This is a genomic window from Burkholderia crassaminum, assembly GCF_964265005.1.
GTDB lineage: Bacteria > Pseudomonadota > Gammaproteobacteria > Burkholderiales > Burkholderiaceae > Burkholderia.
In genome coordinates this window covers 435,654-460,995 of record NZ_OZ183801.1, presented here as the reverse complement: position 1 = coordinate 460,995, position 25,342 = coordinate 435,654, and the positions used below count along the sequence as shown (strand labels likewise).

Annotated in this window: 25 protein-coding genes; 5 read left to right on the top strand and 20 right to left on the bottom strand. The window is 67.9% G+C overall.

Features of this window, described 5'->3' with window-relative positions:
- Positions 1 to 528, top strand: a complete 528-nt coding sequence (locus ACPTTF_RS35305) for a flavin reductase family protein (protein WP_423372207.1) — start codon at positions 1 to 3, stop codon at positions 526 to 528.
- Between the two features lie 36 nt (positions 529 to 564).
- Positions 565 to 1,521, top strand: a complete 957-nt coding sequence (locus ACPTTF_RS35300) for a SphA family protein (RefSeq protein WP_423372206.1) — start codon at positions 565 to 567, stop codon at positions 1,519 to 1,521.
- Positions 1,522 to 1,581: 60 nt separating this feature from the next.
- Here the strand turns inward: ACPTTF_RS35300 and ACPTTF_RS35295 are convergent, their stop codons facing one another.
- The 20 genes from ACPTTF_RS35295 to ACPTTF_RS35200 all read right to left on the bottom strand — a co-directional run bounded on the left by ACPTTF_RS35295 (position 1,582) and on the right by ACPTTF_RS35200 (position 21,664).
- On the bottom strand, positions 1,582 to 3,525 hold the full coding sequence (locus tag ACPTTF_RS35295; protein ID WP_423372205.1) for a heavy metal translocating P-type ATPase: 1,944 nt from the start codon (positions 3,523 to 3,525) through the stop codon (positions 1,582 to 1,584).
- A complete protein-coding gene (gene hflK, locus ACPTTF_RS35290; protein ID WP_423372204.1) occupies positions 3,522 to 4,565 on the bottom strand; it encodes a protease modulator HflK in 1,044 nt (347 codons plus the stop codon). The genes ACPTTF_RS35295 and hflK overlap by 4 nt, the downstream gene beginning before the upstream one ends.
- On the bottom strand, positions 4,562 to 5,605 hold the full coding sequence (gene hflC, locus ACPTTF_RS35285) for a protease modulator HflC (RefSeq protein ID WP_423372203.1): 1,044 nt from the start codon (positions 5,603 to 5,605) through the stop codon (positions 4,562 to 4,564). The genes hflK and hflC overlap by 4 nt, the downstream gene beginning before the upstream one ends.
- 93 nt (positions 5,606 to 5,698) lie before the next feature.
- Positions 5,699 to 7,594: an SPFH domain-containing protein gene (locus ACPTTF_RS35280; protein ID WP_423372202.1), complete on the bottom strand. Its 1,896-nt coding sequence runs from the start codon at positions 7,592 to 7,594 to the stop codon at positions 5,699 to 5,701.
- Positions 7,595 to 7,797: 203 nt separating this feature from the next.
- On the bottom strand, positions 7,798 to 8,295 hold the full coding sequence (locus tag ACPTTF_RS35275; RefSeq protein WP_423372201.1) for a hypothetical protein: 498 nt from the start codon (positions 8,293 to 8,295) through the stop codon (positions 7,798 to 7,800).
- A gap of 416 nt (positions 8,296 to 8,711) precedes the next feature.
- The gene (locus ACPTTF_RS35270; protein ID WP_166958194.1) at positions 8,712 to 9,674 is read right to left on the bottom strand and encodes a type II secretion system F family protein; all 963 of its coding nucleotides are present in this window, start codon (positions 9,672 to 9,674) and stop codon (positions 8,712 to 8,714) included.
- Between the two features lie 36 nt (positions 9,675 to 9,710).
- Complete coding sequence (locus tag ACPTTF_RS35265) at positions 9,711 to 10,688, bottom strand: type II secretion system F family protein (protein WP_423372200.1); 978 nt, start codon at positions 10,686 to 10,688, stop codon at positions 9,711 to 9,713.
- A 33-nt stretch (positions 10,689 to 10,721) separates the two neighbouring features.
- Positions 10,722 to 12,089, bottom strand: a complete 1,368-nt coding sequence (locus ACPTTF_RS35260; RefSeq protein ID WP_166958198.1) for a CpaF family protein — start codon at positions 12,087 to 12,089, stop codon at positions 10,722 to 10,724.
- Positions 12,090 to 12,108: 19 nt separating this feature from the next.
- Entirely contained in the window at positions 12,109 to 13,317 is a 1,209-nt protein-coding gene (locus ACPTTF_RS35255) for an AAA family ATPase (protein WP_423372199.1), read from the bottom strand.
- 22 nt (positions 13,318 to 13,339) lie between these two features.
- On the bottom strand, positions 13,340 to 13,783 hold the full coding sequence (locus tag ACPTTF_RS35250) for a TadE/TadG family type IV pilus assembly protein (protein WP_166958202.1): 444 nt from the start codon (positions 13,781 to 13,783) through the stop codon (positions 13,340 to 13,342).
- Complete coding sequence (locus tag ACPTTF_RS35245; protein WP_166958204.1) at positions 13,780 to 14,313, bottom strand: TadE/TadG family type IV pilus assembly protein; 534 nt, start codon at positions 14,311 to 14,313, stop codon at positions 13,780 to 13,782. Before ACPTTF_RS35245 ends, ACPTTF_RS35250 begins: the two co-directional genes overlap by 4 nt.
- Before the next feature lie 23 nt (positions 14,314 to 14,336).
- On the bottom strand, positions 14,337 to 15,608 hold the full coding sequence (locus tag ACPTTF_RS35240) for a pilus assembly protein TadG-related protein (protein ID WP_166958206.1): 1,272 nt from the start codon (positions 15,606 to 15,608) through the stop codon (positions 14,337 to 14,339).
- A gap of 25 nt (positions 15,609 to 15,633) precedes the next feature.
- Entirely contained in the window at positions 15,634 to 15,930 is a 297-nt protein-coding gene (locus ACPTTF_RS35235; protein ID WP_166958208.1) for a hypothetical protein, read from the bottom strand.
- Positions 15,931 to 15,950: 20 nt separating this feature from the next.
- Positions 15,951 to 17,876 (bottom strand): type II and III secretion system protein family protein, encoded by a 1,926-nt coding sequence (locus tag ACPTTF_RS35230; RefSeq protein ID WP_423372198.1) that lies wholly within the window; start codon positions 17,874 to 17,876, stop codon positions 15,951 to 15,953.
- 99 nt (positions 17,877 to 17,975) lie between these two features.
- Positions 17,976 to 18,815 carry a Flp pilus assembly protein CpaB gene (gene cpaB, locus ACPTTF_RS35225; RefSeq protein WP_166958212.1) on the bottom strand — a complete coding sequence of 280 codons (840 nt, stop codon included), beginning with the start codon at positions 18,813 to 18,815 and terminating at the stop codon, positions 17,976 to 17,978.
- Positions 18,816 to 18,850: 35 nt separating this feature from the next.
- Positions 18,851 to 20,251, bottom strand: a complete 1,401-nt coding sequence (locus ACPTTF_RS35220; RefSeq protein WP_423372197.1) for an ATP-binding protein — start codon at positions 20,249 to 20,251, stop codon at positions 18,851 to 18,853.
- 32 nt (positions 20,252 to 20,283) lie between these two features.
- Complete coding sequence (locus ACPTTF_RS35215) at positions 20,284 to 20,823, bottom strand: A24 family peptidase (protein WP_423372196.1); 540 nt, start codon at positions 20,821 to 20,823, stop codon at positions 20,284 to 20,286.
- A gap of 28 nt (positions 20,824 to 20,851) precedes the next feature.
- Positions 20,852 to 21,058: a Flp family type IVb pilin gene (locus tag ACPTTF_RS35210; protein WP_423372195.1), complete on the bottom strand. Its 207-nt coding sequence runs from the start codon at positions 21,056 to 21,058 to the stop codon at positions 20,852 to 20,854.
- 91 nt (positions 21,059 to 21,149) lie between these two features.
- Positions 21,150 to 21,332 carry a Flp family type IVb pilin gene (locus ACPTTF_RS35205; RefSeq protein WP_089444318.1) on the bottom strand — a complete coding sequence of 61 codons (183 nt, stop codon included), beginning with the start codon at positions 21,330 to 21,332 and terminating at the stop codon, positions 21,150 to 21,152.
- Between the two features lie 140 nt (positions 21,333 to 21,472).
- Complete coding sequence (locus tag ACPTTF_RS35200) at positions 21,473 to 21,664, bottom strand: Flp family type IVb pilin (RefSeq protein WP_166958220.1); 192 nt, start codon at positions 21,662 to 21,664, stop codon at positions 21,473 to 21,475.
- Positions 21,665 to 22,326: 662 nt separating this feature from the next.
- On the opposite strand from ACPTTF_RS35200, the gene ACPTTF_RS35195 reads away from it, so the two are divergent.
- The 3 genes from ACPTTF_RS35195 to ACPTTF_RS35185 all read left to right on the top strand — a co-directional run bounded on the left by ACPTTF_RS35195 (position 22,327) and on the right by ACPTTF_RS35185 (position 25,335).
- Complete coding sequence (locus ACPTTF_RS35195; RefSeq protein ID WP_423372194.1) at positions 22,327 to 22,614, top strand: hypothetical protein; 288 nt, start codon at positions 22,327 to 22,329, stop codon at positions 22,612 to 22,614.
- A 103-nt stretch (positions 22,615 to 22,717) separates the two neighbouring features.
- Positions 22,718 to 23,959, top strand: a complete 1,242-nt coding sequence (locus tag ACPTTF_RS35190; protein WP_423372192.1) for a glycosyltransferase family 87 protein — start codon at positions 22,718 to 22,720, stop codon at positions 23,957 to 23,959.
- Positions 23,956 to 25,335 (top strand): glycosyltransferase family 87 protein, encoded by a 1,380-nt coding sequence (locus ACPTTF_RS35185; protein WP_423372190.1) that lies wholly within the window; start codon positions 23,956 to 23,958, stop codon positions 25,333 to 25,335. The genes ACPTTF_RS35190 and ACPTTF_RS35185 overlap by 4 nt, the downstream gene beginning before the upstream one ends.
- Positions 25,336 to 25,342 lie beyond the last annotated feature (7 nt).

The following is a 25,342-nucleotide window of genomic DNA, read 5'->3' as shown; positions in this document are numbered from 1 at the left end:
ATGGAAACGACCGCACCCGATCGCCCGGCCCTCGACCCGATGCAGCTGCGCGCCGCGTTCGGGCAATTCCCGACCGGCGTCACCGTGATCACCACCTGCGCGGCCGACGGACGCAAGGTGGGCCTCACCGCCAATTCGTTCTCGTCGCTGTCGCTCGATCCGCCGCTCGTGCTGTGGAGCCTTCGCAAGGTCGCGCCGAGCCGGCCGGATTTCATCGCGGCTACCCACTTCGCGATCAACATCCTCGCGCACGACCAGATCGACCTGTCGCGCCGCTTCGCGACGCCCAGCACCGACAAGTTCGACGGCGTGCTTCACGCAGATTCGGAAACCGGCGGCGTGCCCTGCCTCGACGGCGCGAGCGCACGCTTCGCATGCCGCAACGTCGGCCATTACGAAGGCGGCGATCACCTGCTCTTCATCGGCCAGATCGAACAGTTCGACGCGTTCGGCAAGGCGCCGCTCGTGTTCCATGCCGGCCAGTATCGTGCGATCGCCGATCACCCCGATCTTTTACGCACCATTTGATTAGTTATACAAATAAATATCCAGGAGGTGGTGAACATGACATTCGGCTCTCGCCTGCGCGTCGTCGCAGGTCTCACGATCGCCGGCTTGGCCGCAAGCGCGCCGGCCAGTGCAGCCGACCTGCCGGCGGTCAACCTCGGCATGACCAGCTTCCTTGACGGCATGCCACCGGCCGGCTCCGGCTGGTACGGCACGCAGTACCTGCAGTACTACACGGCCGGCCGCGTCAACGACAACGCGGGCAGCAAGGTCGGGTTGCCGAAGCAGGACATCGACCTGTTCGCGGGGCTGAGCCAGCTCGTCTATCAGTCGCCACTGACGTTCGCAGGCGTGCATCCCGGCCTCGACGTGATCCTGCCGTGGATCGCGTCCGCGCGCACCGACGACGGCATCGGCAACGTCGCGCTGAATGCGCGTGCGGGCTTCGGCGACCTGCTGATCGGCCCGTTTATCCAGTTCGATCCGGTGATGGGCGCGCAAGGCCCGCGCTTCGCGCAGCGCGTGGAATTCCAGTTCATCGCACCGACCGGCGCGTACGATCCGTCGCGTGCGATCAACCCCGGCAGCCATTTCTGGTCGTTCGATCCGTACTGGGCGGCGACGTTGTGGCTCACGCCCAAGTGGACCGTGTCGTGGCGGCTGCATTATTTATGGAACGCGACCAACCATCAGCCGGCCACGTCGCTGGGCCCGGACGTGACGTCGACACAGGCCGGCCAGGCCATCCACGCGAACTTCGCGACCGAGTATGAGGTGCGTCCCGGCCTGCGGCTGGGGCTCAACGGCTACTGGCTGCGGCAAACCACCGACATGAAGGAAAACGGGCAGGACGTGGCGGGCACGCGCGAGGCCGTGTTCGCGATCGGTCCGGGGGCCATGTACAGCTTCTCGCCGCAGGATCACCTGATGTTCAACGCATATTTCGAGACCTATGCGCGGAACCGGCCGCAAGGCACGCGGATGGTGCTACGGTATGTGCATCACTTTCAGTGAGGATGCCGATCGATTGCCGGCCATCGCCCGTATCGCATCCGTCACGCACGCCGTTTTCGATCAAGCGGTGCGATCCGCCTCGTCGATCCGCAGCAGCCGGCCGGCGTTGGCGATCACGATGAACGTGCCGACGTTATGCAGGATCGCCGCCCACACCGCGCCGAGCACGCCGGTCGCGGCCAGCGCGATCACCGCGAGCGTCCACGCGAGGCCGATCGCCGCATTGGCCGTCGCCGTGCGCCGGCACTGCCGGCCCAGGCGGATGCAGGTCGGAATCCGCCGCAGGTCGTCGCCCAGCAGCACGACGTCGGCCGACGCGATCGCGATGTCGACGCCGCGCTCGCCCATCGCAATGCTGGTCGAGCCGGCCTTGATCGCCAGCACGTCGTTCAGCCCGTCGCCGACGACGAGCGGATGCAGGCCCGCGCCGATCTCGCGCATCACGTAGTCGAGCTTGTCATGCGGCAGCGCCTGCGCGACCACCGTCTCGATGCCCGTCTCGGCCGCAACCTTGCTGGCGACGCGCTCGAGGTCGCCCGTCAGCAGCGTCTGCCGCGCCAGGCCCAGCGTCCGCAGCTCGGCGAGCGCCTCGCGCGCGTCGGGCCGCAGCGTGTCGGCGAAACCGAACCACGCGAGCAGCCGCCCACCGAGCGCGAGGCCGACGAGCGGCCCGTCGAAACCGTCCGGCGCCGCCGGCAACCCGTCGACGTGGTCGGCCAGCAGCGCGGGCCGGCCCAGCACCGCCGCGCCGTCCGGCGTCTCGGCGACGACACCGAGCCCGCGCAGCTCCCGCGTGCGTTCGAACGGCGCAACGGCGGCGCCGGTGAGGCCAGACGCGGCGGCATCGCGAACGAGCGCGCGGCTCGCCGGGTGCGCGCTGCTTTCGCCGAGCCGCGCGGCCAGCGCACGCGCCTGCGCGCCGTCGGCGCCGGGCTGCAGCCACACCTGGCGCACCTGCAATTCGCCGCGGGTGAGCGTGCCCGTCTTGTCGATCACGAGCGAATCGACCTCGGCGATCTTGTCGAGGAACGCGGCATTGCGAAACAGGATGCCGTGCCGCGCGCCCACCGCGATCCCCGCGATGGCCGTGGACGGCGCGGCAAGCACCAGCGCGCACGGACACGCGGCCACGATGACCGCGAGCATCGCCGACGCGTTCGCGGACGTGAACCAGACGATCGCCGCAATCAGCAGGACCAGCGCGAGATACGCGCCCATGTGCCGCTCGAGCACCTGCGTGACGGGCGGTTTCGCCTGCTCCGCATGCTGCATCAGCGCGATGATCTTGCCGAGCGTCGAATCCTTGCCGGTATGAGTGACCTCGATGCGCAGCACGCCGTCGAGATTCAGCGCGCCGCCATAAACCACGCTGCCGGCTTCGACGTCGAGCGGGACGGATTCGCCGGTGATCGGCCCGTTGTCGACGCTCGACGTGCCCGTCGCCACGATGCCGTCGACCGGAATGCGCGCACCGGCCACCACTTCGATGCGATCGCCCGCACGCAGCGCGTCATAGTCGACTTCGACGACACTGCCGTCGGTGCCGATGCGCCGCACGCGGCCGGCCGTCAGCCGGCCGAGCGCGCGGATCGCTTCCTGCGAACCGAGCACGCTGCGCTCCTCGAGCGCATGGCCGAACGTCATCACGATCGGCAGCAGCGCGGCCGTCGTCATGTCGCCGGTCGCCCACGCGGCCAGCATCGCGAGCGCGATCAGGCGATCGGTCACGCCGTGCAGGCTCGGCGCGCGCAGGCTGTGCCACGCACTCGTGAACACCGGCCCCGCGACGATCAGCGACGCAAGCGCGGCGAGCAGTTGGGCGAGCGTGTCGCCGCCGGCCGACAGCAGGCGCCACGCGATCGACAGCACGAGCAGGCCGCCCGCGAGCAGCGCCAGCGCGATCTGCCGCGTGATCGTGCGGCGCTCGTCGGAGGACAGCGCATATGCCGTCGTGCCGGCGGGTGCGGCGTCCGGCGGCGTGGCCGGTTCGGCGAGCGAATTCATCGGGCGTTTCCGGGCAGGATCAGGTTCGAGGTGTCGTGCGGATCGATCGTCGTCACGCGCCCGGCTTTCGACAGCACGCGCTGCACGCGATCGCGATACAGCCGTGCCAGCAGCCCCGGATCGCCGTTCTCGCGCAGTGTCGCGTCGAGCTGCCGGATCTCCAGCGTGTCGGTCTGCGCGGTCGCGACGCGTTCGGCCGCATGTGCCTGCGCATCCTGGACGATCCGGTCGGCATCCTGCTGCGCGTCCTGGCGCCGCTGTTCGGCGGCGGTGCGGGCTTCGGCGATGGTCCGCTCGGCGACCTGCAGCGACGTCAGCACCGCGTTGAACGCGTCGGCGGCCGCCCCGGGAAACGCAGGCTGCACATCGACGCGCGCGACTTCGACGCCGAGCCCCGCATGCGCCGCGTCGAGTGCGCGCAGGTGCCGCGCGATCGCGTCGGCGAGATCGCCGCGCAAGCGTTCGCGACGCGCGGCCATCTGCCGGTCGGCGGCCAGCTGCTCGGGCCGCGCGACCAGGATCGCGTCGAGATCGCGGGTCGCCGCGACCTCGACGGCCGACGCGGACACGATCCGCTCGAGCGCCGCGTCGAGACGCTCCCGCTGCAGCACGTACGCGTACGGATCGCTGACCCGGTAATAGAGGACCGCGCTCAACGCGACCGCGCCGCCGTCACCCGTCAGCACGTAGCCTGAACCGGCAAGCGCGTCGGGCAGCCGCGCGACGCCCTGCGCGGACGGCCCGAGCGAGCGCGGATCGCGGTCGAGCGAGCGGATCCGCTGCTCGAGCACACGCGCGGCGCCCGGCACGAGCAGGACCGACTCGAACGGCTGCGGCCAGGCGATCACGAGCCCCGCGTCCTGGGTGCGCACGAGCGCGCCGAAGCGCATCACGACCGCGCGGCTGTCCGCCGGAATCCGCCGGATGTTCGAGCCGGCCCACGCGCATGCGGCGAGCACCGCGAGCGCGGCGACGAACCAGAACGACAGGCGCACGGCCTGCGCGCCCGGCCCGAGCGGCGGTGCGGACGAATCGCTCATCGCGCGGCCTTGTGCGCCTTGGGCGCCGGCGCGGCCTGCCCCGGCGCGTCGGCCGGGCCCTGCACGAGCACGCGGAACGGCGCGGCGTCGGTGCGCAGGATCAGGTTCGTATTGGTGCCGACCACCGCGTTCAGCGTGTCGAGCGAACGCAGCATCGTGTACAGGTGCGGGTTGCCTGCGTAGCTCTTGCCGTAGATGTCGGCCGCGTCCTTGCGCGATTGCGCTTCGATGCCGGCCGCCTTCACGTTCGCATCGGCCAGCGCGATGCGGGCGTCGCGCTCGGCGTCCGAGCGGATCTGCGCGGCCTCGCGATTGCCGTCCGCGGTACGCTGCGCCGCGACGGTCTCGCGTTCGGCGCTCATCCGGTCGACCGTCGCGGCAAGCGTGACGGCCGGCAGCGTGAGCCGTTCGAGCCCGACCTGGGCGACGCGCACGCCGTACGCCGCATAGAGCTGCGCGTCGATCTGCCGGCGCAGCGCCTCCTCGAATTCGTCGATCTTCACCTGCGCCGGATCGGTGTTCACGAGCGACGCGAGATCGTACCCGGCGGACGTCGTCTGCAGTGCGGACCCGACGAGCGAGCGGATCTGCCGCGCCGCTTCGTCCGGCTCGTTGCCGACCGCCCGCATGAAACGCCCGATGTCGCGCGCATCGGCCGGCACGCGCCACGCGACGTACGCTTCGACGATGATGCGCAGCCCGTCGCGGGTACCGACGTCCTGCAGGCCGCTCGACGTGGTGTGCAGGCGCAGGTCGACGGGCGTTACCGCATCGATCGGCGCAGGCAGGCGCCACGCAAGCCCGGGTTCGAGCAGCACGCGCACGGGCCGCCCGAAGCGCGTGATCACCGAGGCCTCGCCGGCCCGCACCTGCACGAAGCTCGCGACCGCGAGCGCGACGAGCACGCACAGCAGCGCGACGGCGATGCGCAGGCGGAACGCGCCGGGCGGCTGCGGCGCGCCGTGATGCGCGTGATGAGGGTGGTCGTGGCCATGGCCGTGGTGCGCATGGTCATGCGTGTGCGAATGAAACAGACTCACGATATCGCCCCGGGTGCGGCGGCGTCCGCGTGCGGTGCGGCGGCACGGCCTGCCGCCGTGGTGCGCCGCCCGCGTGGAAATCGCCGCGACATGTCAATGGATGCCGGCCAGGTCGCCGGCAGGTGTATTGCGAAGATCGACGGTCGCCCGCGTGCCGTCTGCAAGCCGGTCGTCGATGATCGTCATGCGTGCGTTGCGCAAGCCGCGCTGCAGCCGGTCGAGGTAATACTCGAACGGGAACGCGGGGCCGCCGAGCCGGTACGCGACCAGGTCGGCGTCGAAATCGATCTGCTGCACGCGCGCCGACGACACCGTATCGCCGGCTTGTGCTTCGGCGTGCGCGACCCGTTCGAGCGCCTGCTGCTGCGCGTTGCCGAGCAGTCCGGCCGCGAAGCCGCGCGCCTGCGCGACGCTGCCCTGCGCGCGGATCTGCGCGGCCTGGACGTCGTGGAAGGCAGCAGCCGCACCGGTCGGCGGATGCACGCTCTCGATCACAACCGCGATCACGTCGACGCCGCTTTGCAGCTGGTCGAGCTGCTGCTGGATCGCGCGCTTCAACTGATCGGCCATCGCGGCCTGATTCGTTTCGAGCAGCGATTCGAGCGTATGCGACGCGAGGTAGTGCACGAGTTCGCGATTCGCGCTCGTGCGTACCGTGCTTTCCGGGTCGATCGTGCGATAGAGCGCGGCGCGTGCGTCGGCATCGGTCGGGCCGAGACGGTAGTCGACCCGCACGTCGGCGTTGACGATCTGGAAGTTCTGGCGGTCGCCGTTCGCGCCGGCAATCACCTGGGTGGTTTCCCACGGATGCGGCACATCCCACAGACGGTCGAGGCGTTCGGGTGTCGGGCCATCGGCGGGCACGGCCGGCGTATCGGCGCTGCCGTCGTTCGCGCTGCCCGCGATCGCGACCTGGTGCACCGCGCCGTTGTCGACGATGCGCGCACGCCCGAACGGCCAGGGCAGGCCGACGTGCAGGCCCGGCTGCCAGACCGCGACCGGCGCGCCGAACCGTTCATAGACCGCGCGCTGCTCCGGGTTCAGCACGACGACGGCGGTGAGCAGCCACGCGCAGGCAAAGGTAGCGGCAAGCGCGGCAGGCAGCAGCCGCACGAAGCTGCGCCAGCCCCAGCTCTGCCGCAGGTCGATGCCGTAACGATGGCGCAGTTCGGCACCGAGCGACGCGAACGGCGACGGGCGACGGCTCAGCAGCCCGGCGATCGCGCTGGTCGGCACGACTGCGCCGCGCGGCAGCGCAAACCACGACAGCACGCCGCGCAGGGCGAGCTCGGCGGCAACGGCCGCGTTGAGCAGCGCGACCGCATGCACGAGCCAGTCCGCCGTGCGATGCCGGAACGCGAACCATGCGGCGGCCAGCGCACCCGCGAGCGCGGTGACGAGCGCGACGCGCAGCACCCGCATGAGCGACGCTGAAACGGCCGAACCGCTTGCGGCCGCGGCATGATGGCGTTCGGCGACGAGGGTAAGAAACGCGAGGACGATGCATGCCGCGCCGGCCGCGAGCGTGGGTTCGGGCGCAGCCAGCGCGCGAACCAGCATGACGGGCGACGGCGGCTGCCACGCGAGCGCGGCCAGCACGACGGAGAGCGCACCGCCGGCGGTAACGGCCCACGGCCGCCAGTCGATCGCGGCGGCGATCGCCGGCCACGGGTTGTCGTCGTGCTCCGGTTCCTGCTTGCGGCTGAACGCATTGCGCAGCCAGTCGCCGATCAGTGTGGCGGCCGATCCTTCCGGGGGATGGCGGCGCACGCGTCCGGCGAGCAGCACACCGATCGCGACGACGAGCACGTTGCACCATGCGCTGGCAAGCGGTGCGCACCAGCGCAGGTCGGCGGGCAGGATGTCGACGGCGCCCAGCGTGCCGAGCGCGGCGACCAGCAACGCGGCGGCCCCTGCGACCGGCGCGAGTGCGTCGCGGCCGGCCGCGCTGCCCGGATTGTCGTCGTTGCCTTCCGCCTGTTGCCCCATCGGGGGTTCCTTACGTACGCGTTACAAGGTGCGCAGGAGTCCGTGCGGAATTCTGCGAGCGGCAATGTAGCGCGCCGGATGATGAAACTCAAGGTATCGATGCGATTCGCGCGATGGAAGAAACAGTCGTCGGGATCGAACCTTTCCGCAGCATTACGCGCAACGCGACCGACGGCGCTCTCGCGCGCCGAATCGTCCCGGATTCAGATGCGGTACCGGTACGAATCCGATTCGATCTCCAGCACGCGCCCCGAAACCGGCACGAAGGCAATGCGGATGCGTTCGCCTTTGCGCAGCCGGTCATGCACGGCCTTGTCGATCTGGAACCGTCGACGCGGCACATCGGGACCGTCTTCGACAACGCTCAGATAGAAGCTCGAAATACCGCGGAAATACCGCTCGTCGAGCCGGGCGATCGTGGTGTCGAGCACGAACTTCCGGTTGGCTTTCAGGTCCAGCGATACCTTGTGTTCGCTCCACCGGTAGATCGCGAACACGGTCAGGCACGCTGCCGCGATGATCAGCGCGAGTCCGGCGAGTGTCATGAGCGGGTACTGGAACGAATGCGTGAGGAACGCACAGCCGACCGGGATGGCGGGATACGCAACGAGCAGTGCCACGAGCCAGAGGCCGCCGCCTTTGGTGCCGCGCAGCCGCACCCGCTCGTCGGGCTCCAGCGGTTCGATCGTCAACGTCGGCATGTTTTTCCTGTCGTCTCCCGACCGGGAACGGCGCGCGCCGCGCCGTGATTGCCGACCATGCTATAGCGCGGCGCCCATCCTGTCATCGCCGCGATTGCGTCCGGGATGCCACGGAAACGCCGGCCACGCCCCGCGATCTCCGCTTCATCGCACACAACGTGATGCCGGCAAGCTTCGCCGGCATTCAGGTTAGCAGTAGGGGGCAGCCGCTAAGGCGGTGGACTACGGCTTGTTCCATGGCCGACCATGGGTCCAGGATGCGTTGACGCCGCTATGGTCAACCTGTCTCGCGGCGCCGCCTGGGGAGGGAGCCTCCATGAAGCCTGTTGCCGTGCCGGCCGGCGGGGGGTAGCCGCCCGGCACGCAAACCCTTTATCGACGTTTGCGTCGATCCCGGCATGACGCCGGCTCGCCGCTTACTGCGACATCCCGACGAACGTCGGCAGCAGCACGCGATAGACGTGAATCATCGCCGGCCCGAGCAGCACCAGCATCAGCGACGGAAAGATGCAGAAGATCAGCGGGAACAGCAGCTTCAGTGCAATCTTCGCGGCCCGCTCCTCCGCACGCATCCGGCGCCGCGTGCGCAGCATGTCCGACAGCACGCGCAGCGATTCGCTGATGCTCGTGCCGAAGCGATCGGCCTGGATCAGCATCGCGCAGAACGATTCGATGTCCTCTACGCCGGTGCGCAGCGCGAGGTTGCGCAGCGCCGTCTCCTTCGTGAAGCCGGAGCGCATCTCGAGCAGCAACAGGTCGAGTTCGCTCGAGACCACCTCGCTGCTGAAGCGCAGCTCCTCGCTCACCTTCATCAGCGCCGCGTCGAGCCCCAGCCCCGCTTCGACGCACACCGTCAGCAGGTCGAGCGCGTCCGGGAAATCCTCGAAGATCTTCTGCTGGCGCACCTTGATCCGCTGCGACAGCACGATGTTCGGGATGTAGTAGCCGATCCCGGCAAGCACGACGAGGATGACCGACAGGAGTTCGCGCTGATCCCCGAGCCGGGTCGTGATCAGCACCAGCAGCGCCGCGCACGGCACCGCGAGCGCGAGCATCGTCTTCGCGGTGAAATACAGCGCGGCCGCGCTCTGGTTGCGCCAGCCGGCATTCATGAGCCGGATGCGCAGCGGCGAATTCTCCCAGCCGTCCTTCGGCACCGACAGCCTGGAGATCGGGCTGGACAACTCCACCAGCTTCGCGACCCAGCGCGACGCCATGTCGTCGCCGTCGCCCGCGCCCGCGCCGGCGCCGCCGGCCTGCTGGATCCGGCGCTGGATATTGCGCGGCGCGAACAGCAGCATCCCGATCAGGGCGCCGCCGGCCACGAAGAGGAACAAGCCGCCCAGCATCACGGCGTGGACTACGCTCAGGTTTTGCATGACAGTCTCGCTACGGTTCGTTATTCAGCTCGCGCGTCAGACGCGAATCCGGACAATGCGGCGGATCCACAACAGGCCGAAGAGCATCGTCACCAGCATCCCGCCGACCATCCTGATGCCGGCCGGATCTTCCCAGAGCACCGACAGGAACTCGCGGTTCAGCACCGCGATCGCCCCGGCCGTACCGAACGGCAGCAGCCCGAGAATCCACGCCGACAGCCGCCCTTCCGCCGACAGCACGCGCACCTTGTCGAACAGCTTGAAGCGCTCGCGGATCAGCGCGGAGATGCTGTCGAGCAGCTCGGCCAGGTTGCCGCCGGTCTCGCGCTGGATCAGCACGGCGATCACGAAATAGCGCAGGTCCTGCACCGGCACGCGCGTCGCGAGATTCATCAGCGCGTCGTGCAGCGACACACCGTAGTTGACCTCGTCGAACGTGATCCGGAACTCGCCGCCCATCGGATCGGGAAACTCCTCGCTCACCATCCCGAGCGTGCTCGTGAACGAATGACCGGAACGCAGCGCGCGCGAAATCATGTCGCAGATATCCGGCAACTGCCGTTCGAGCTTGCGCATGCGCCGCCTGCGGGCGCGCATCACGTACATCGTCGGCCAGCATCCGGCGAACAGCGCGATCGGCAGCGCGGCCAGCTGCGGCAACGTGGCGAAGCTCAGCGCCAGCCACGCGATCGCCGGGAACACCGCGCTGAGCACGATCAGCTTCGGCAGCGTCCAGTCGAGGCCCGATTGCTGGATCACGAGATCGAGCGCCTGCACGCGCGGCACCCGCAGCAGCAACTGGTCGAACGGCTTCGACTCGTCGAGCATCCGCTTCTTCAGGATCGACAGCCGTTCCTGCTGCACGTTGCCGCCGGCCGACATCGCGCGAATGCGCGACTCGATCCGGCGCGCGGCGGTGCCGTGCCGCGCATTCCACCATTGATAGGCGCCTTCGATCGTCAGCACGACCGCGACGAACGTGAGAATCACAAAGGCGTAAAAGATCGTGTTCATGAGGCCTCCCCGGCCGCAAGCGGCGCCATGTCGTCAGTTCGTCTCGTAACGCTGCGACGGGTCGTAGAGCGAATCCGGCAGGTTGATGCCGAACGCCTGCAGCCGTTCGACGAACTTCGGCCGCACGCCGGTCGCGCAGAAGTGGCCGCGTACCGAGCCGTCGCGGTCCACGCCCGTGCGCTTGAACGTGAAGATCTCCTGCATGTTGATGATGTCGCCTTCCATCCCGGTGAGTTCCTGAATGCTGACGATCTTGCGCTTGCCGTCCGTCAGTCGCGCCGCCTGCACGACCACCGAGATCGCCGACGCGATCTGCTGGCGCATCGTCTTCGGCGGCAGCGTCAGGCCGGAGACGCTGATCATGTTCTCGAGCCGCGTCAGCGCGTCGCGCGGCGTGTTCGCGTGAATCGTCGCGAGCGAGCCTTCGTGGCCGGTGTTCATCGCGTTGAGCATGTCGAGCGCTTCCGCACCGCGCACTTCGCCGAGGATGATCCGGTCCGGGCGCATCCGCAGCGCGTTGCGCACCAGCGTGCGCTGCGTGATCTCGCCCTTGCCTTCGATGTTCGGCGGGCGCGTTTCGAGCCGCAGCACATGCGGCTGCTGCAGTTGCAGCTCGGCGGCATCCTCGATCGTCACGATCCGCTCGTTGCGCGGAATGAAGCCGGACAGGATGTTGAGCAGCGTCGTCTTGCCGCTGCCGGTGCCGCCCGATACCAGCACGTTCACCTTCGCGCGCGACAGCGCGTCGAGCAGTTCGGCCATCGGCGGCGTGAGGCTGTGGTAGCGCACGAGGTCGTCCATCTTCAGCGGGTTGACCGCGAAACGCCGGATCGACATCAGCGGCCCGTCGATCGCGGACGGCGGGATGATCGCGTTCACACGCGAGCCGTCCGGCAGGCGTGCATCGACCATCGGGCTCGATTCGTCGATGCGGCGCCCGACGCGCGACACGATCTTCTCGATCACCTTCATCAGGTGCGCATCGTCGTAGAACGTCACGTCGGTCAGTTCGAGCTGGCCGCTGCGCTCGACATAGACCTGCCGGTACGTGTTCACGAGGATGTCGGAAATGCCGGGGTCGCGCAGCAGCGCTTCGAGCGGACCGAAACCGAACATCTCGTCGTACACGTCGATCGCGAGCTGCCGCCGCTCGATGTCGTTCGCGGGCATCCGCTCGTCGTCGAGAATGCGCGAGATCAGCGCGGAGATTTCCTGGCGGACCTGCTCCTGCGGCATCCGCGACAGGCGCTCCAGCTCGACGCGCTCGAGCACGGCCAGGTGAATTTCGCGGCGCAGCTTCTGGTACGCGTCGCGTACCGACGAATGCGCCGGGCCGGCCGGTTCGCTGCCCGCCGCCAGCGGCGGGGTCCGGTGCAACGACATCTGTTCGCGCAATGACATGATCGATTCCCCGAAAGAATTACATGGACTTGAGCTTCGGCGTGGCCTTGCGGCCGAAGAACCTGGACATCAGCGGTTCGCTGCGCGCGGCGCCGTGCCCCGCGCGCACCTCCCCTTCGACGAGCTGTTTCGCGTAACCCTGCAGCGCCCGCGCGACCGCCGTGCCGCGTGCGAGCCGCGACACGGGATGGCCCTGGTTGACCGCTTCGAGCACGGTGTCGGTGTCGTCGGGAATCGTGCAAGCGGCGTGCATGCCGAGCACTTCCTCGAGCGCGGTGCGGGTCCGGTCGCTCGCGCGCGTCGCGCGGTTCAGGACGAGCCGCATCTGGTCGGTCGAGTAGCCGAGCGACACGAGGATCTCCAGCAGCCGACGGCCGGCGCGCACGTGTGGCATCGCAGGCTGCATCACGAGCTGGATCTGATCGCTGCGATCGAGCGCGACCATCGACAGCGGATTGATGCCGACGCCGATGTCGAAGATCACGAAGTCGTAGCGCGGCGCGGCGACGCCGAGGATCCATTCGAGCGCGTCCTCGCGCATCTCGGCGGCCTTGACCGGGTCGCCGGCACCCGCGAGCACGTGGAAGTTCTCCGTCACGTGCGCGACGCTTGCGTCGAGGAACGCGCTGTCGAGCCGCTCGATCTGCGCGCACAGCTGAGGCAGCGTCGACGGCGGGGTTTCGTCGCTGACGAGAAACGCGGCGTCGGCGAACTGCTGGTTCAGGTCGATCAGCAGCACGCGGCGCTTGAAGCCTTCCGCGATCTCGAATGCGACGTTGCTGGCCGCGAAGCTCGTGCCCGCCCCGCCCTTGCACGACATGAACGACACGATCCGCGTATCGTCGCTGTCGCGCCGCGTGCTTTGCGCGCCCGCGCGTTCGAGCGCATTGCCGAGCGCCTGCAGGTCGAGCGGCCACTGCAGCACGTCGCGCGCGCCCGCGCGCATCGCGTCGAGCAGCACGTGCGGCGATGCGTCCGCCGTCACGAGGATGCAGGTCAGCCCGGCGTGAACCCGGCAGATCCGCTCGATCGCCGACAGCTCGGACGCGTCGAGCGACGTACCATCGACCAGCAGGATGTCGAACGCGTCGAGCCCGTCGGTGCGGTGTTCGATCTGCGACGGGCGGCCGGTCGCGCGGGTCGCGCGATAGCGTCCGCAGTCGGCCACGAGGCGCGCGATCTGCGTGAGCCGCGCGGTATCGTCGGAAGCTACGAGGATGTTGATCATTTCGTGTGCCTCGCCTGTTCGATCAATTGCAGTTGGCACCGCCGGTCGCGGAAGTCAGGCTTTCGCGCGGCAGCGTCGTCGTGAACGGCGGCATCGTCACCGACACGTTCACGAACGGGATCATCGTCTTGACCGTGACGTTCGTGACGCTGACGGTCACGAAGGTGCACGTGCTCACGGTGCAGTTCGCCGGCGTGTAGCTCACCGACACGTTCGCGCTCGACAGCAGCGGCAGCAGCGCCGTCACGCGCTTCGCGACGCCGGCGGCATTCACGTCGCAGACCACCGCCGTGCGCGCGCCGAGGCGCACGGCCTCGCTCGCGGTATTCCAGTAGAACAGCACGCGGCCGAATTCGAAGATGCCGATCAGCAGCATGACCAGGATCGAGGCGATCAGCCCGAACTCGACGAGCGCCGAGCCGCGCTGGGCGCGCCGGCGTGACTGCGGGACATGGCGCGCGTTCATGACACTTGCCTCATCACGGTGACGATGTTGCCGAACGTGATCGACGTGAGCCCCGGGTACACGGGAATCGGCTGGTACTTGTAGCCCTTGATCTTCACCTCGACGACGTTGATGGCGCCCGACGCCGTACCGCTCGCCGTGTTGTTGTTCGCGTCGTAAGTCGGCAGGTTCGCGAACTGCGACGGGTCGGACGTGTCGCTGCAGCCGGTCGTGTGCTGCGCGTCGCAGATGGTCACCATCGAGGTCGTGAGCCCCGGCACCAGCTCGGTGCCGGACGCGCCGCACGTCGTGTTGCCGTAGACGACGAGGCACTGCGCCGCCGACACCGGGTACGCGGCGTCGGTCGGCAGCCAGATCGACAGGTAGCGCGCCGCGTCGCGCGTCGCCTTGGTCAGCGTCTCGTACTGGTAGATCGCGCGGCCGAACTCGGCCACGCCGGTCGCAAGCAGGATCATCGGCATCAGCACGATCGCGAATTCCACGGCGACGACGCCACGGGTGCGCGAACGGCGAATCAGGCGCTTGTTCATGATCGTCTCTCCGTTATTGAACGCTATTGAACGAGCATCGGAACCTGGGTCCCGGATGCGCTGCCGTCGCCGGGCAGCCCGTGTGTCGCACACGGGTTGTTGCCGGACACCGACGAGCCGAGGTATTCGAGGTGCGCGAGGACCCCGCCCTTGCCGGGGCTGAACGGCACGGGATCGAGCATCAGCACGCAATCCCACTGCGTGACGTGCACCTTGCCGCTGTTCCCGTTCAGCGTCGAACAGTCGCCTTCCGGGGCGAGCGCGACGCGGCGGTCGCCGCCATAGGTCTGGTAATTGCTCGCCGTCGCGGTGCCGTTGGTCGCGATCCCGCTGCCTGCCGGCGGCGTGCCGTCGCCCTGGTAGGACGTGAAGTTCGTGCGGTCGATCACGAACTGCGTGTATGCGTCGCCCTTGATGCCGGCCGTTCCGGGCGGGCCGTAGTTCGGGCCGACATACGCGTAGCCGGTAAAGTCGGGCTGGCCGCTCGAGCCGTTCGCGCCGTTCGTATAGATGCCGAAGCGGGTATTCCAGGCGCGCAGCGACGCCGACTTCAGGCCCGTGGTGCTGAGGTCCGGCGGGCTCGTGATGTTGCAGGTGTTGCCCGACAGCTCGCTGGACAGGGTGCTGTCGCTCGTCGAGCCGTCGAGGGCCGCCCAGCCGAAGTTGCCTGGCCCGTAGGTCGACGACGACCCGGAGGGCGACGTGATCCAGTCGCCGACGTTGTAGGACGGCGACCCGGTCGTGCGGCACACGAACACCGGGATCGCGCAGGTCGTCTGGCCGCCGCCCACCGTCGCGATCGCGCTGGCCGACACGGTCGCCGCATTCGCGAGCTTGGTGCCCGGCAGCACGTTCAGCACTTCCATGAACCAGTGCGAGATGTTGCTCAGCGACGCCGTGCACTGGACGTACTTCATGTTCGCCGGCGTCGTGACCGAGTTCTTCGTCAGGAACGCATCGGTCAGCGAATCGCTGAACGTCACGTTCGTGTTCGTCAGCATCTGCACCGACTTGTTCTGGAAGAACACGAAATTCAGGTGGCCGGCGGCGATGCCGTCGGCCTCGGCCACGGTCAGGCTGATGGCCCCGGTCAGGTCACGCGCAGCCGACAGCGCGCACGCATCGGCGCTGTTCTGCAGTTCGCTGCGCGTGACGTACAGCTTGCCGAGATCCAGCGCGAGACCGACGAACCCGATCATCACCGCCAGTGCGAGACCGACGATGATCGCGACGGCACCGCGCTGGCGATGCAGGCTGCGACGCATGACTTTCGGATAGCGGGCTGCGCTGTTCATGGCTTTCTCCCTGAGCATGCCGTCGTTACTGGGTGGCCTTGCCGATGCCGATCACGAATGCATTGGTGGGCGGATCGATCTGCTTGAACGACTTGTCGTAGTTGTCGAGCGCCGAGGTGGCCGCGCCGCCGTCGACCACCGTCGTCGCTGCCGCGTGATCGGCGGCATGCGGATCGATGATCTGGGCCTGCGTCACGGCGCGGACCGATTCGCCGAAGCGGGTGTCCCACACCGGGGTCGACGACATGCAGCCGGCAAGCGCGAAGGCGAGCGGTGCGGCGAGCGCCGCGCGGCGCACGAATACGAGGTAGGCGGATTTCATGAATGTCCCCTTGGATGGCATCAACGATCGGTGGACTCGGATTCCGAGCGGGCGATCTGCGCGTGGGCAGCCGCCGGGATCCGGTTCGTCGGCCGCGCCGGCGCAGCCGGCTGGGCCGGTGCAGCCGGGCCGGCCGCAGCGAGGCGCGCAGCGGCGGCTTCGATGCGCGCGACGCGGGCCGCGTTGGCCGCGCCCGGTTGCGGCACGGTGGCCGCCACCGGCGCTGGCGTCTTCTGCGGCTCGGCCGGCACCGGCGGCTGCGCATCCGCGCCCTGCGGCACGCGCGGTGCGGGCAGCGCGGCGGCGGCTCCTGCCGGGGCCTCCGATTGCGGCGCCGGTGCGGGCGCTTGAGCCGGTGCCTGCGGGGCAGCTGCCGCGCCGTTCGCCGGTTGTGCGCCGGGCTTGCGGACGCCACCGCGGCCTTCCATGTTGCCCGTCGCATACACGTCGGCTTCGTTCGGCTTCGAGAAGCTGTCGGTCGGCAGCGGCACGTCGGCGGTCTGCAGCGGCTTCACCAGGTGCGGCGTGATCAGGAAGATCAGCTCCGTGCGATCCTGCTGGAACGACGTGCTGCGGAACAGCGCGCCGAGCACCGGCACTTCGCCCACACCGGGGATTGCCTTCAGCGCGCCGGTCACGTTGTCCTTGATCAGCCCGCCGATCGCGAACGATTCGCCGTCGCTCATCTGCACCGTCGTCGATGCGCGCCGCGTCGTGATCAGCGGCAGGATCGACGTGCCGCCGATGTTGGTCGAGCTCAGCGTGACGCCCGTGGCCGACAGTTCGGACACTTCCGGCGCCACCTTCAGGCTGATCCGGCCGTTCGCGAGCACCGTCGGCGTGAACTTCAGCGCGACACCGAATTCCTCTTCCTGCAGCGTGATCGACGACGTGCCGTTGCCGCTGCTCTGCGGGATCGGGATGAAGATCTTGCCGCCGGCGAGGAACGTCGCTTCCTGGCCGCTGATCGTCACGAGATTCGGCTCCGCGAGGATCTTGACCAGGTTGTCGGTGTTCTGCGCGTCGGCCGCGAGGTTGAACGGCTTGTTGTTCGCCTTGCTGAACGCGATGCCGCTGGCAACGCCCGCGAGCAGGTTGCTGACCAGCGCCCCGCTCCACGAACCGAACCCGCCCTGGATGTTGAGCGCGCTGCCCATCTGGTTCATCAGCGTCTTCGACACCTCGGCCACCTTCACCTCCAGCATCACCTGCTGCGGCGACGTGACGGCCAGCATGTTCAGCACGCCGCCACCGCTCGGCTTGCCGCCCGCGGCCGGGTCGCCCGCGCTGTCACCGTACGCATGCGCGATCTGCACGGCCTGCTGCGCGGCCTGCGAGCTCGACACGGTGCCCGACAGCACGATCGTGCCGGCCGCGGTCGTCACGCGGATATCGCGCTCGTTCGGCATCAGTTGCTGCAGCGACGCCTGCAGGCCGCCGGCGTCCGCGCCGACCGCCACGTCGATCACGCGGCACGCACCGCTCCTGCCCTGCACGATCATGTTGGTCGTGCCGACCGACAGCCCGAGGATGTACAGCGTCTGCGGCGACACCATCGTGGCCTGCGCGACGGCCGGATTGCCGATCGTCCGATTGCGGACCGGCTCCGGCATCGGCACCAGCAGCGACTTGCCGAGCGGCACGCTGACGCTGGTCGATTCACGCACCGCGCCGACGCAGTTCGGCCCGCGCAGCGGCCCGGACGACGCGGCCGGTGCGGCGGCCGCCACCGGCGCCATGCTGATCGTCATCTGCACCGGCCCCTTGCCGATGGCGGCCGGCGCGCTGGCGCCGCCCTTCGTCAGCGCGCCGGCTTCGATGCCTTCCTGGGCCAGTGCGCCATAAACGGTCAGCCATCCGGAACAAAGGATTGCGGCCATCATCGTGCCCCGTGCCACGCGTGTACGCAGCGGGCCGGTATCCGTGCATTGCGGTTTGATCTTCATTTCGTCTGATCCCCCGAGAGACCGGCGCTGCGCCGGTTATCGACTTCCAGGGCCACCGCGCGTTGCCGGCGGCCGTTTATGTGACTGTCTTGATCTGTTTCAGAAGCACTCGACGCTGCCCCTCACGCCCGTCAGTACGCCGACGCAATCGCGCCGCACTTCCGGCGCCGCGTGCGATGCGACGTGCACGCGCACCGTGCGCACACGCACGGGTGCCGGCGGCGCTTCCGGTGCGGGCTCCTTGCCGAGCAGCGTCACCTTGGTCGCGCCGTCGGTGTTCAGCGTCTTCTGGTCGACCTGGTTGCGCAGCACGAGCGACAGCGTGCCGACACTGCGCGCGAGGTCGAGCCGTTCGGCCTGGTCGGGCGTGACTTCCAGCGTCACCGCGTTGACCACCTTCGGCGCCGTATCGTCGCGGCTCACCTGCTGTGCGACGGCGAGCACGAGGATGTGCTCGAGCACGATCTTCGAGATGCTCTGCCCGTCGGTCTTGCCCTGCTGCTCCTGCGTGTTGACGATCACGTCGACGTAGTTGCCCGGCAGCGCGAAGCCCGCGACACCGACGACGTCGTTCACGCGCACCGTGATCGCGCGGCTGCCGTCGGCGATCACCGCGGACAGCCCGCCCTTCGTGCCGACCGGCGCGAGCTTCGACTCGATCACCGGCTCGTCGCGCGACAGGCTGGCGCGTACCACACGCCCTTCGAGCGCCTTGGTATCGGTGAACGCGCCGGTCGGCACGCTGCCCGACGGCCAGCTCACGATGCGGATCTGGTTCGGCCCGAGCGGTTCGCCCAGGTTCAGGTCGGTGGCCGCCACCGCAACCGGCGTGACCGAGCTCGTGGATGTCTGCATCAGCCAGTGGGACGCGAACACGACCGCGGCAAGACCCGCGACCATCGCGACGACCAGCATCAGGATCGCTCGACTGTTTTTCATGGCAATGCTCCTCGACGAATCGTGAAAGAAACGGTTCAACCGGTGATGTAGGTGCGCCCGCCGCGCTCGACGGGCGGCGGATGGCCGCCGTCCCGTTCAGGTACCGCACCGAAATAGCTGGCCCAGGCGTCGTACAGCCCGTCGTGCGTCACCTCGGGCGGATCGCCGCGATACCGCGCGCCGGCGGCGACGAGGCGCAGCAGGTCGGCCGGGAAGCAAGCGAGAAACGCCTTGCCGGTCGGCAGATGCAGGTGGTGCAGCAGGTAGTCGAACGCATCGTTTGCCGCGACGAGGCCCTGCGATGCGCAGGCCGCGTCGAACACCGCGCGGTAGTTGTCGATCGACATCGCGCCGACGTGAATCTTCGAGCCGAGGCGGCGCAGGAATGCGTCGTCGCAGAACTGTTCCGGCGCCAGGTTGCTCGAGAACACCGGCCAGACGTCGAACGGCAGCACGAAGCGGTTGCCGGATTCGAGCGTCATGAAATCGACGCCGCGATCGAGCGGGCGCAGCCAGCGATTGAGCAGGTCGCGCGGCTCGACGCGCTGGCGGCCGAGATCGTCGACGACGTACATTCCCATGTTCGCCTTCATGTGCGGCGGCGCCTGGTAGAAGCCCGCGACTTCGTCGCGGCGCAGGTCGAGCTCGTCGAGCGTCAGTTCGCCGCCGGACATCACGACCGGCCGCTCGCACAGGCGCCAGCGGCGATCGACCGACTGGCCGCCCGGTTGCGATGCCGCGTCGACATGCACGAGCGGGTCGTAGATCTGGATCACTTCGCCGGCCGCGCAGATCGCGTGCGGCACCGGCACGTAACCACGCATCAGCGAGCCGAGCCGCTCGGCGAGGAAGGTCTTGCCGCTGCCGGCCGGGCCGTAGATCAGCAGCGGACGGCCCGCGTTGAGCGCCGCGGCCGCCGAGTCGAGCACCGACGTGTCGATCACGATGCCTTCGAATGCGGCCCACACGTCGTTCTGGCCGATCTGCAGCTTGCGCACCGAATGAGCCGCCACGCACTCGAGATACGCGTCGAGCGTCACCGGCGCGGGCCCGCTGTAACCGCTGCGCGCCCGTTCCTCGAGCGCCAGCACGCGGCCCGCGTCGGTCAGGCGGAACGTCACGTCGAGATCGGTCGCGCCGCGATGGGTGAGTTCGACGAGGTGCTCGCGCACCAGGAACGCAAAGACGTCGTCGAGCACCGCGAGCGGCAGGCAATGCCGCTCGACCAGGTCGCCGTACGACGGGCGGCCGAGCATCAGCGTCGACTTCAGCACAAGGCCGGCAACGAAGGTCTTGCTCAATCCCGTTTCGTCGAGCGAGCGCGGTGCCGCCGGCAATTGCGCGCCCAGCTTCGTATGCGCCTCCCGCGACGGCAACGGATCGGGCAGATGAGCCACCTGCGCGTCGCGTCTCGGTTCGGTATGGTTCGTGTTCATGGTCGTTCCATCCTCGTTGCGGGTGCGTCGCGCTAGGTGTGCGACGCGAACAGCATGGCCAGCGTGCCGGCCGCGATCGCTACCCCATACGGCAGCGAGCCCACCGACGCGATTTCCGCGGGGCCGTCGGCGGCCTCCCCACGCGTTCCTCGCGAGTGCCGCGCAAGCAGCGCGCGGACATTCGCCCACATCTGGCGCATCCGGCCGCGCAGCAGCACGACCGCGAGCGCACCGATCCCGCCGGCCAGGAACGTGGCCAGCACGATGTAACACGTCATTTCCGCGCCGACCCACGCGCCGATCGCGAGCATCAGCTTCACGTCGCCGGCCGCCATGCCGCGCAACAGATAGAACGGCAGCAGCAGCGCGAACCCGGTCGCAGCGCCGGCAAGCCAGCCGAGCACGCCTGCCAGGACGCCGTGCAGCAGGCACTGGGCGGCCAGCGCGCCCGCAAGGCCGATCGCGACGAGGCGGTTCGGGATGCGGCGGGCCGCGATGTCCGTGCCGGCCGCGGATACCGCGAGCAGCGTCACGCACAACGGAATCGGGTAAGGCGGCGCAACGGGCAACATGGCGAACCTCGCTGAGCGAAAAGAAGGATCAGGAAACCATTGCCAGCGCAGTGGCCACGGCGGCCGTGACGGCCGTTGCGATCACCGCGTACGTATTGGCAAGCGAGCCTTTCGGCGTGACGATGTTCCCCAGCATCGCGACGACGAACGTCGCCGCGAGGCAGGCAGACCCGATCGACGGCACACGCTGCCCTGCGTCGATCCTGGGGTTTGCGACACGCACCCTGGTTTGCATGATGGTCTCCGGTTCCCGGTCATCAGATGCGTGGGAGCGGCCCGATCGCTGCACCGGCCGAACCGTCCGCACGCTCTGCTTTTCAATGGCCTCACACGGCCGCGGTCAGGTCGGCCGCGATCGTGGTGAACACGGTCTTCAGTTGCGTGCCGACCGCCGTGACTGCCACGATGATGCCGACCGCGATCAGTGCTGCGATCAGGCCGTATTCGATGGCGGTCACGCCGTCTTCGTCGCGAACGAAACGGGCGGCTTGTTGAATGAACTTGGACATGATGATCTCCTTACGTTTTGACTTTCAAAGACCTCGCGTGCCGGCTGGTCGGTTGACCGTGCATCGATACGTCGAGGTAGGGTGTTGATGCCGTGTGGTGGCGACTTGGGATTCGACTGTTCCGTTCGTCGTACCGTCCATCAGAGTGCTGTTACCGCTGAGTCCAGACTCGAGGCGATCGTGCTGAACACGGTCGACAGGTCCGTACCGATCGCCGTCAGCGCGGCGACGATGCCGAGCGCGATCAGCGCGGCGATCAGGCCGTACTCGATGGCCGTCACGCCGTCCTGATCCAAAACGAACCAGGCGATCTTTTCAATGACTCTTGACATAAGTAATCTCCTTTCGGACTACTATTAAATACCCTTCGTCTGTCACGACGTCGGGACGGGCACCACCGGCACTACGCGAAAAATCGGAACGCGACGCTCAGCCGCGGGAACGGGGATGTACACCCCTGTCCACGCGAACGGGTATCAGTGAGGCAGAGTGCGAGAGAGGCGTGTACGGTGCGACCGGCCGGATGAACCGGGCAATCCGATCGACCGGAACGGCACGACTGCCGTTCGACGCGTGGAATCCAGTTGAACGGGAGACAAACTCCCGGATAAGCTGCAATGTTTGTTTAACGCGGTTTGCGAACCGTGATGTGCTGTGGTCTTTCATTTTTATTCCCCATTTGCTGCCATGCCGATTTCTTATTGCCCGGACGATGCCGGGTCTCAAGGGTCATTCGACGAAAGTTCGTGCGGTTAATCGACCTGGAGCTGCGTTTTCCCCGACGCGCTCCGGCCTTCCTTTCCGCAGGTGATTCCGAAGCTGGTTCCGTCTGTCTTTTGCCGGAACCGCCCGGTCGTCACCTCGTCGACTGCCGTGCCAACGCTTACGCAAAGAGCAGGCCACCCGGAGCGAAATCGAGGCGCATCAAGGGTTCCCGCGATGCCCGCGTTGCCCGGCCCGGGGCCCGGCGCCGGAAATGTTTCAAAATTGATATATGTTTTCCCGCAAGCGCTGTAAGCCGGAATGCCTGCCGCCGCGCTGCGCAAAGGATCAAAAATTTTTACTCGGGACTTTCCCGAACACGCGTGGCGACCTGCGTCTCATGCGATCGGCGGGATGCGGAGCCGGTCAAAATGGCCGGATGTTTCAAAGCAGAAACACAAAATCCGGCAACGTCGATTTCTCATACCTGAAAATGCAGTTTTCACGTGTGCCACCCGCCAATCCAAATCCCGGCTTTCAGTGGGCGATTTGCATCACACGATTTTTTCTTCAACAATGAATTCACCGGACAACGCCATTTCAGTGCGAATCGATCCGCAGGCACGACACAACATGAAACGGCTGCGACAGACCAGGCAGCCTCTACACACAGACGGGGAATCATGTACACAGCCAATCGTGGGGCGCGCGTTCGCGCAATACGCTGTGCTCAATGGCTGACAGCCGACCGGATCATTCCGTACAGCTGCATCATGCTGATGCTCTTCGTCGCGTTGGTGGTCGTGTGGGGTGTCGTGACCGATGGCTTTACCTCGAGCGACACCGCCCGTCCGGGTATCGACTTCTCGGTCTTCTGGACCGCATCGCATCTCGTGTTGCAAGGCCATGCCGCATCGGCCTACGACGCTTCGTCATTCCTGCTGGCCGAAACCGCGCACTTCGGTGCGTATCTGCAGCATCGGCCGCTTCCCTGGCTCTATCCGCCGACGATGTTGCTGTTCATCGCGCCGGTTGCCCTTGTGCCTTTCCTGCCCGCATACATCCTCTTTTCCGCGGGCAGTCTTTTATGCTACGCGTTCGCCATCTCGCGGTTGTCGGGATTGCGCGCGCATCTTCCCGTGCCGCGCGCCGCGGCGCTCGTCGTGATCGCGTATTCGGCCGTGTGCATGTCCGCCCTGTTCGGCCAGAACAGCATCCTGACCGCCGGCCTCGCCGCACTCGCGCTGCATCTGCTCGGCAAGCGCCCGATCGCGGCCGGCGTGCTGATCGGGTTGCTCGCGATCAAGCCGCAACTGGCCGTGGTGTTCCCGTTCGCGCTGATCGCGGCGCGCGCGTGGCGCACGTTCGCGGCGGCGGCGATCAGCGCGACGCTGTTCGCGGCGGCCGGGATCGCGCTGACCGGTGTCGGCGCGCTGCATGGGCTGGCGGACGCCGTGTCGACGGTGCGCGAGCAGCACTTCATGCTGCCGTCCTACTGGCTCGCATCGCCGACCCCGTTCGCCGCGCTGCGGCTCGCGGGCATCTCGGTGCCGGTCGCGTTGGCCGCGCAGGCCGCGGTCGCGCTGCTCGCGATCGCGGCGACCGTCGACGTCTGGCGCCGCACGCCCGACATGCGCTTGCGCGGCGCCGTGCTCGCCGTCGCCACCTTGCTGACTACGCCCTATCTGTGGCACTACGAACTGACCTGGCTCGGTATCGCGATCTTCTGCCTGATTGCCCATGGCTTCGATGAAGGCTGGCTGCCCGGCGACCAGGGCGTGATCGTGCTCGCCTGGCTGCTGCCGATCTTCGAAATGCTGAACCGGTTGATGAAGCTGCCGCAGATCGGCCCGATCGTGCTGCTTGCCGTGCTGTTCGTCGTCGTTCGCCGCACCGCACAGCGCTCGCCCCGGAACGCGCGATGAAAACGCCTCTTTCCGTTCGCCACGGCCATCCTGCGATGGATGCGCACCCCGAACTCCCGATCGCCGGCCCACGCCGTTATCCTCACTGGCTCAATCGCGATCGCGTGCGCCTCTATGCCGGCGGCGTGTTGCTGGCCGAGCTGCTGTTCATCGGCATCTACATTGCCCGGATGTACTTGCAGCCCGCCGCCTCGCTGGTCCCGCTGTCGCAGGATTTCTCCGCGATCTGGAGCGCGGCATGGCTCGCCGCGCACGGACGCGCCGCCGACGTCTGGCATTTCAACGCGTTGTTCGCGATCCAGCAACTCGCCGTCCCGGGCATGAATCTCGAGGACGGCGTGCTCCTGTGGCTCTATCCGCCCAGCATGCTGTTGCTGGTCCTGCCGCTCGGCTGGCTGCCGTACACGCTGGCCGTCGTGCTCTGGCTCGGCGTCACGTATGCGCTGTTCGCCGTCGTCATTCACGCGACCGTGCAGCGCGGCAGCGCGTGGCTATGCGCGCTGGCCTTCCCCGCCGCATTCGTTACGCTCGTCGTCGGGCAAACCAGCCTGTTCACCGCGACGATCGGCGGCCTCGGCCTGCTGCTCCTGAATCGCCGCCCCGTCTGGGCCGGGATCTGCTTCGGCATACTGATGATGAAGCCGCAGGTGGCCATCCTGTTCCCGCTCGCGCTGCTGTGTGCCGGCCAGTGGCGTGCGCTGGCCGCGTGGGCCGCGACGATTGCCGCCTGTGTCGCGCTCACCACGCTCGCGTTCGGCACCGATTCGTGGATCGCGTTCGCACACGGGATGCACGATGTCTACCAGGTCGTCAGCGCCGGCCATGCGAAGCTCGCGCGGATGCCGACCCTGTTCGCGCTGGCCGCGATGGCCGGCCTGCCCGCCTACGTCGCCAGCGGTCTTCAGCTGCTGTCGGCGGCGATCGCGGCGATCGCCGTCATCTATGCGTGGCGCGGTACCTGCGCGTACGCACTGCGTGCCGCGACGCTCGCCTGCGCGTGCCTGCTCGTCAGCCCCTATCTGTACGACTACGACCTGACCTGGTACGGCATCGTGATTGCGTGGTACGCACGCTATGCGTGGACGCACGGCTGGCGGCGCTTCGACCGGGAATGGCTGGCGCTGCTGTGGCTGGTGCCGCTCGCGGGCCTCGCGCTCGTGCCGCACCTGTCGTTCCAGTTCATGCCGCTCGTCACACTGGCGTCGCTCGGGCTGCTCGTCAGCCGGATCGCCCGGGAACGACGCGACGTGCCGTCGATGCCGGATGCAAGCGACCACTCGACCGACACCGCGTTCACGCATCCGGCCAGAACGCACCACCGCCCGGCGTACGGAATGCGCCGCACCGGCCGACCGACCATCGGCGTGCATCGGTGAAACGACA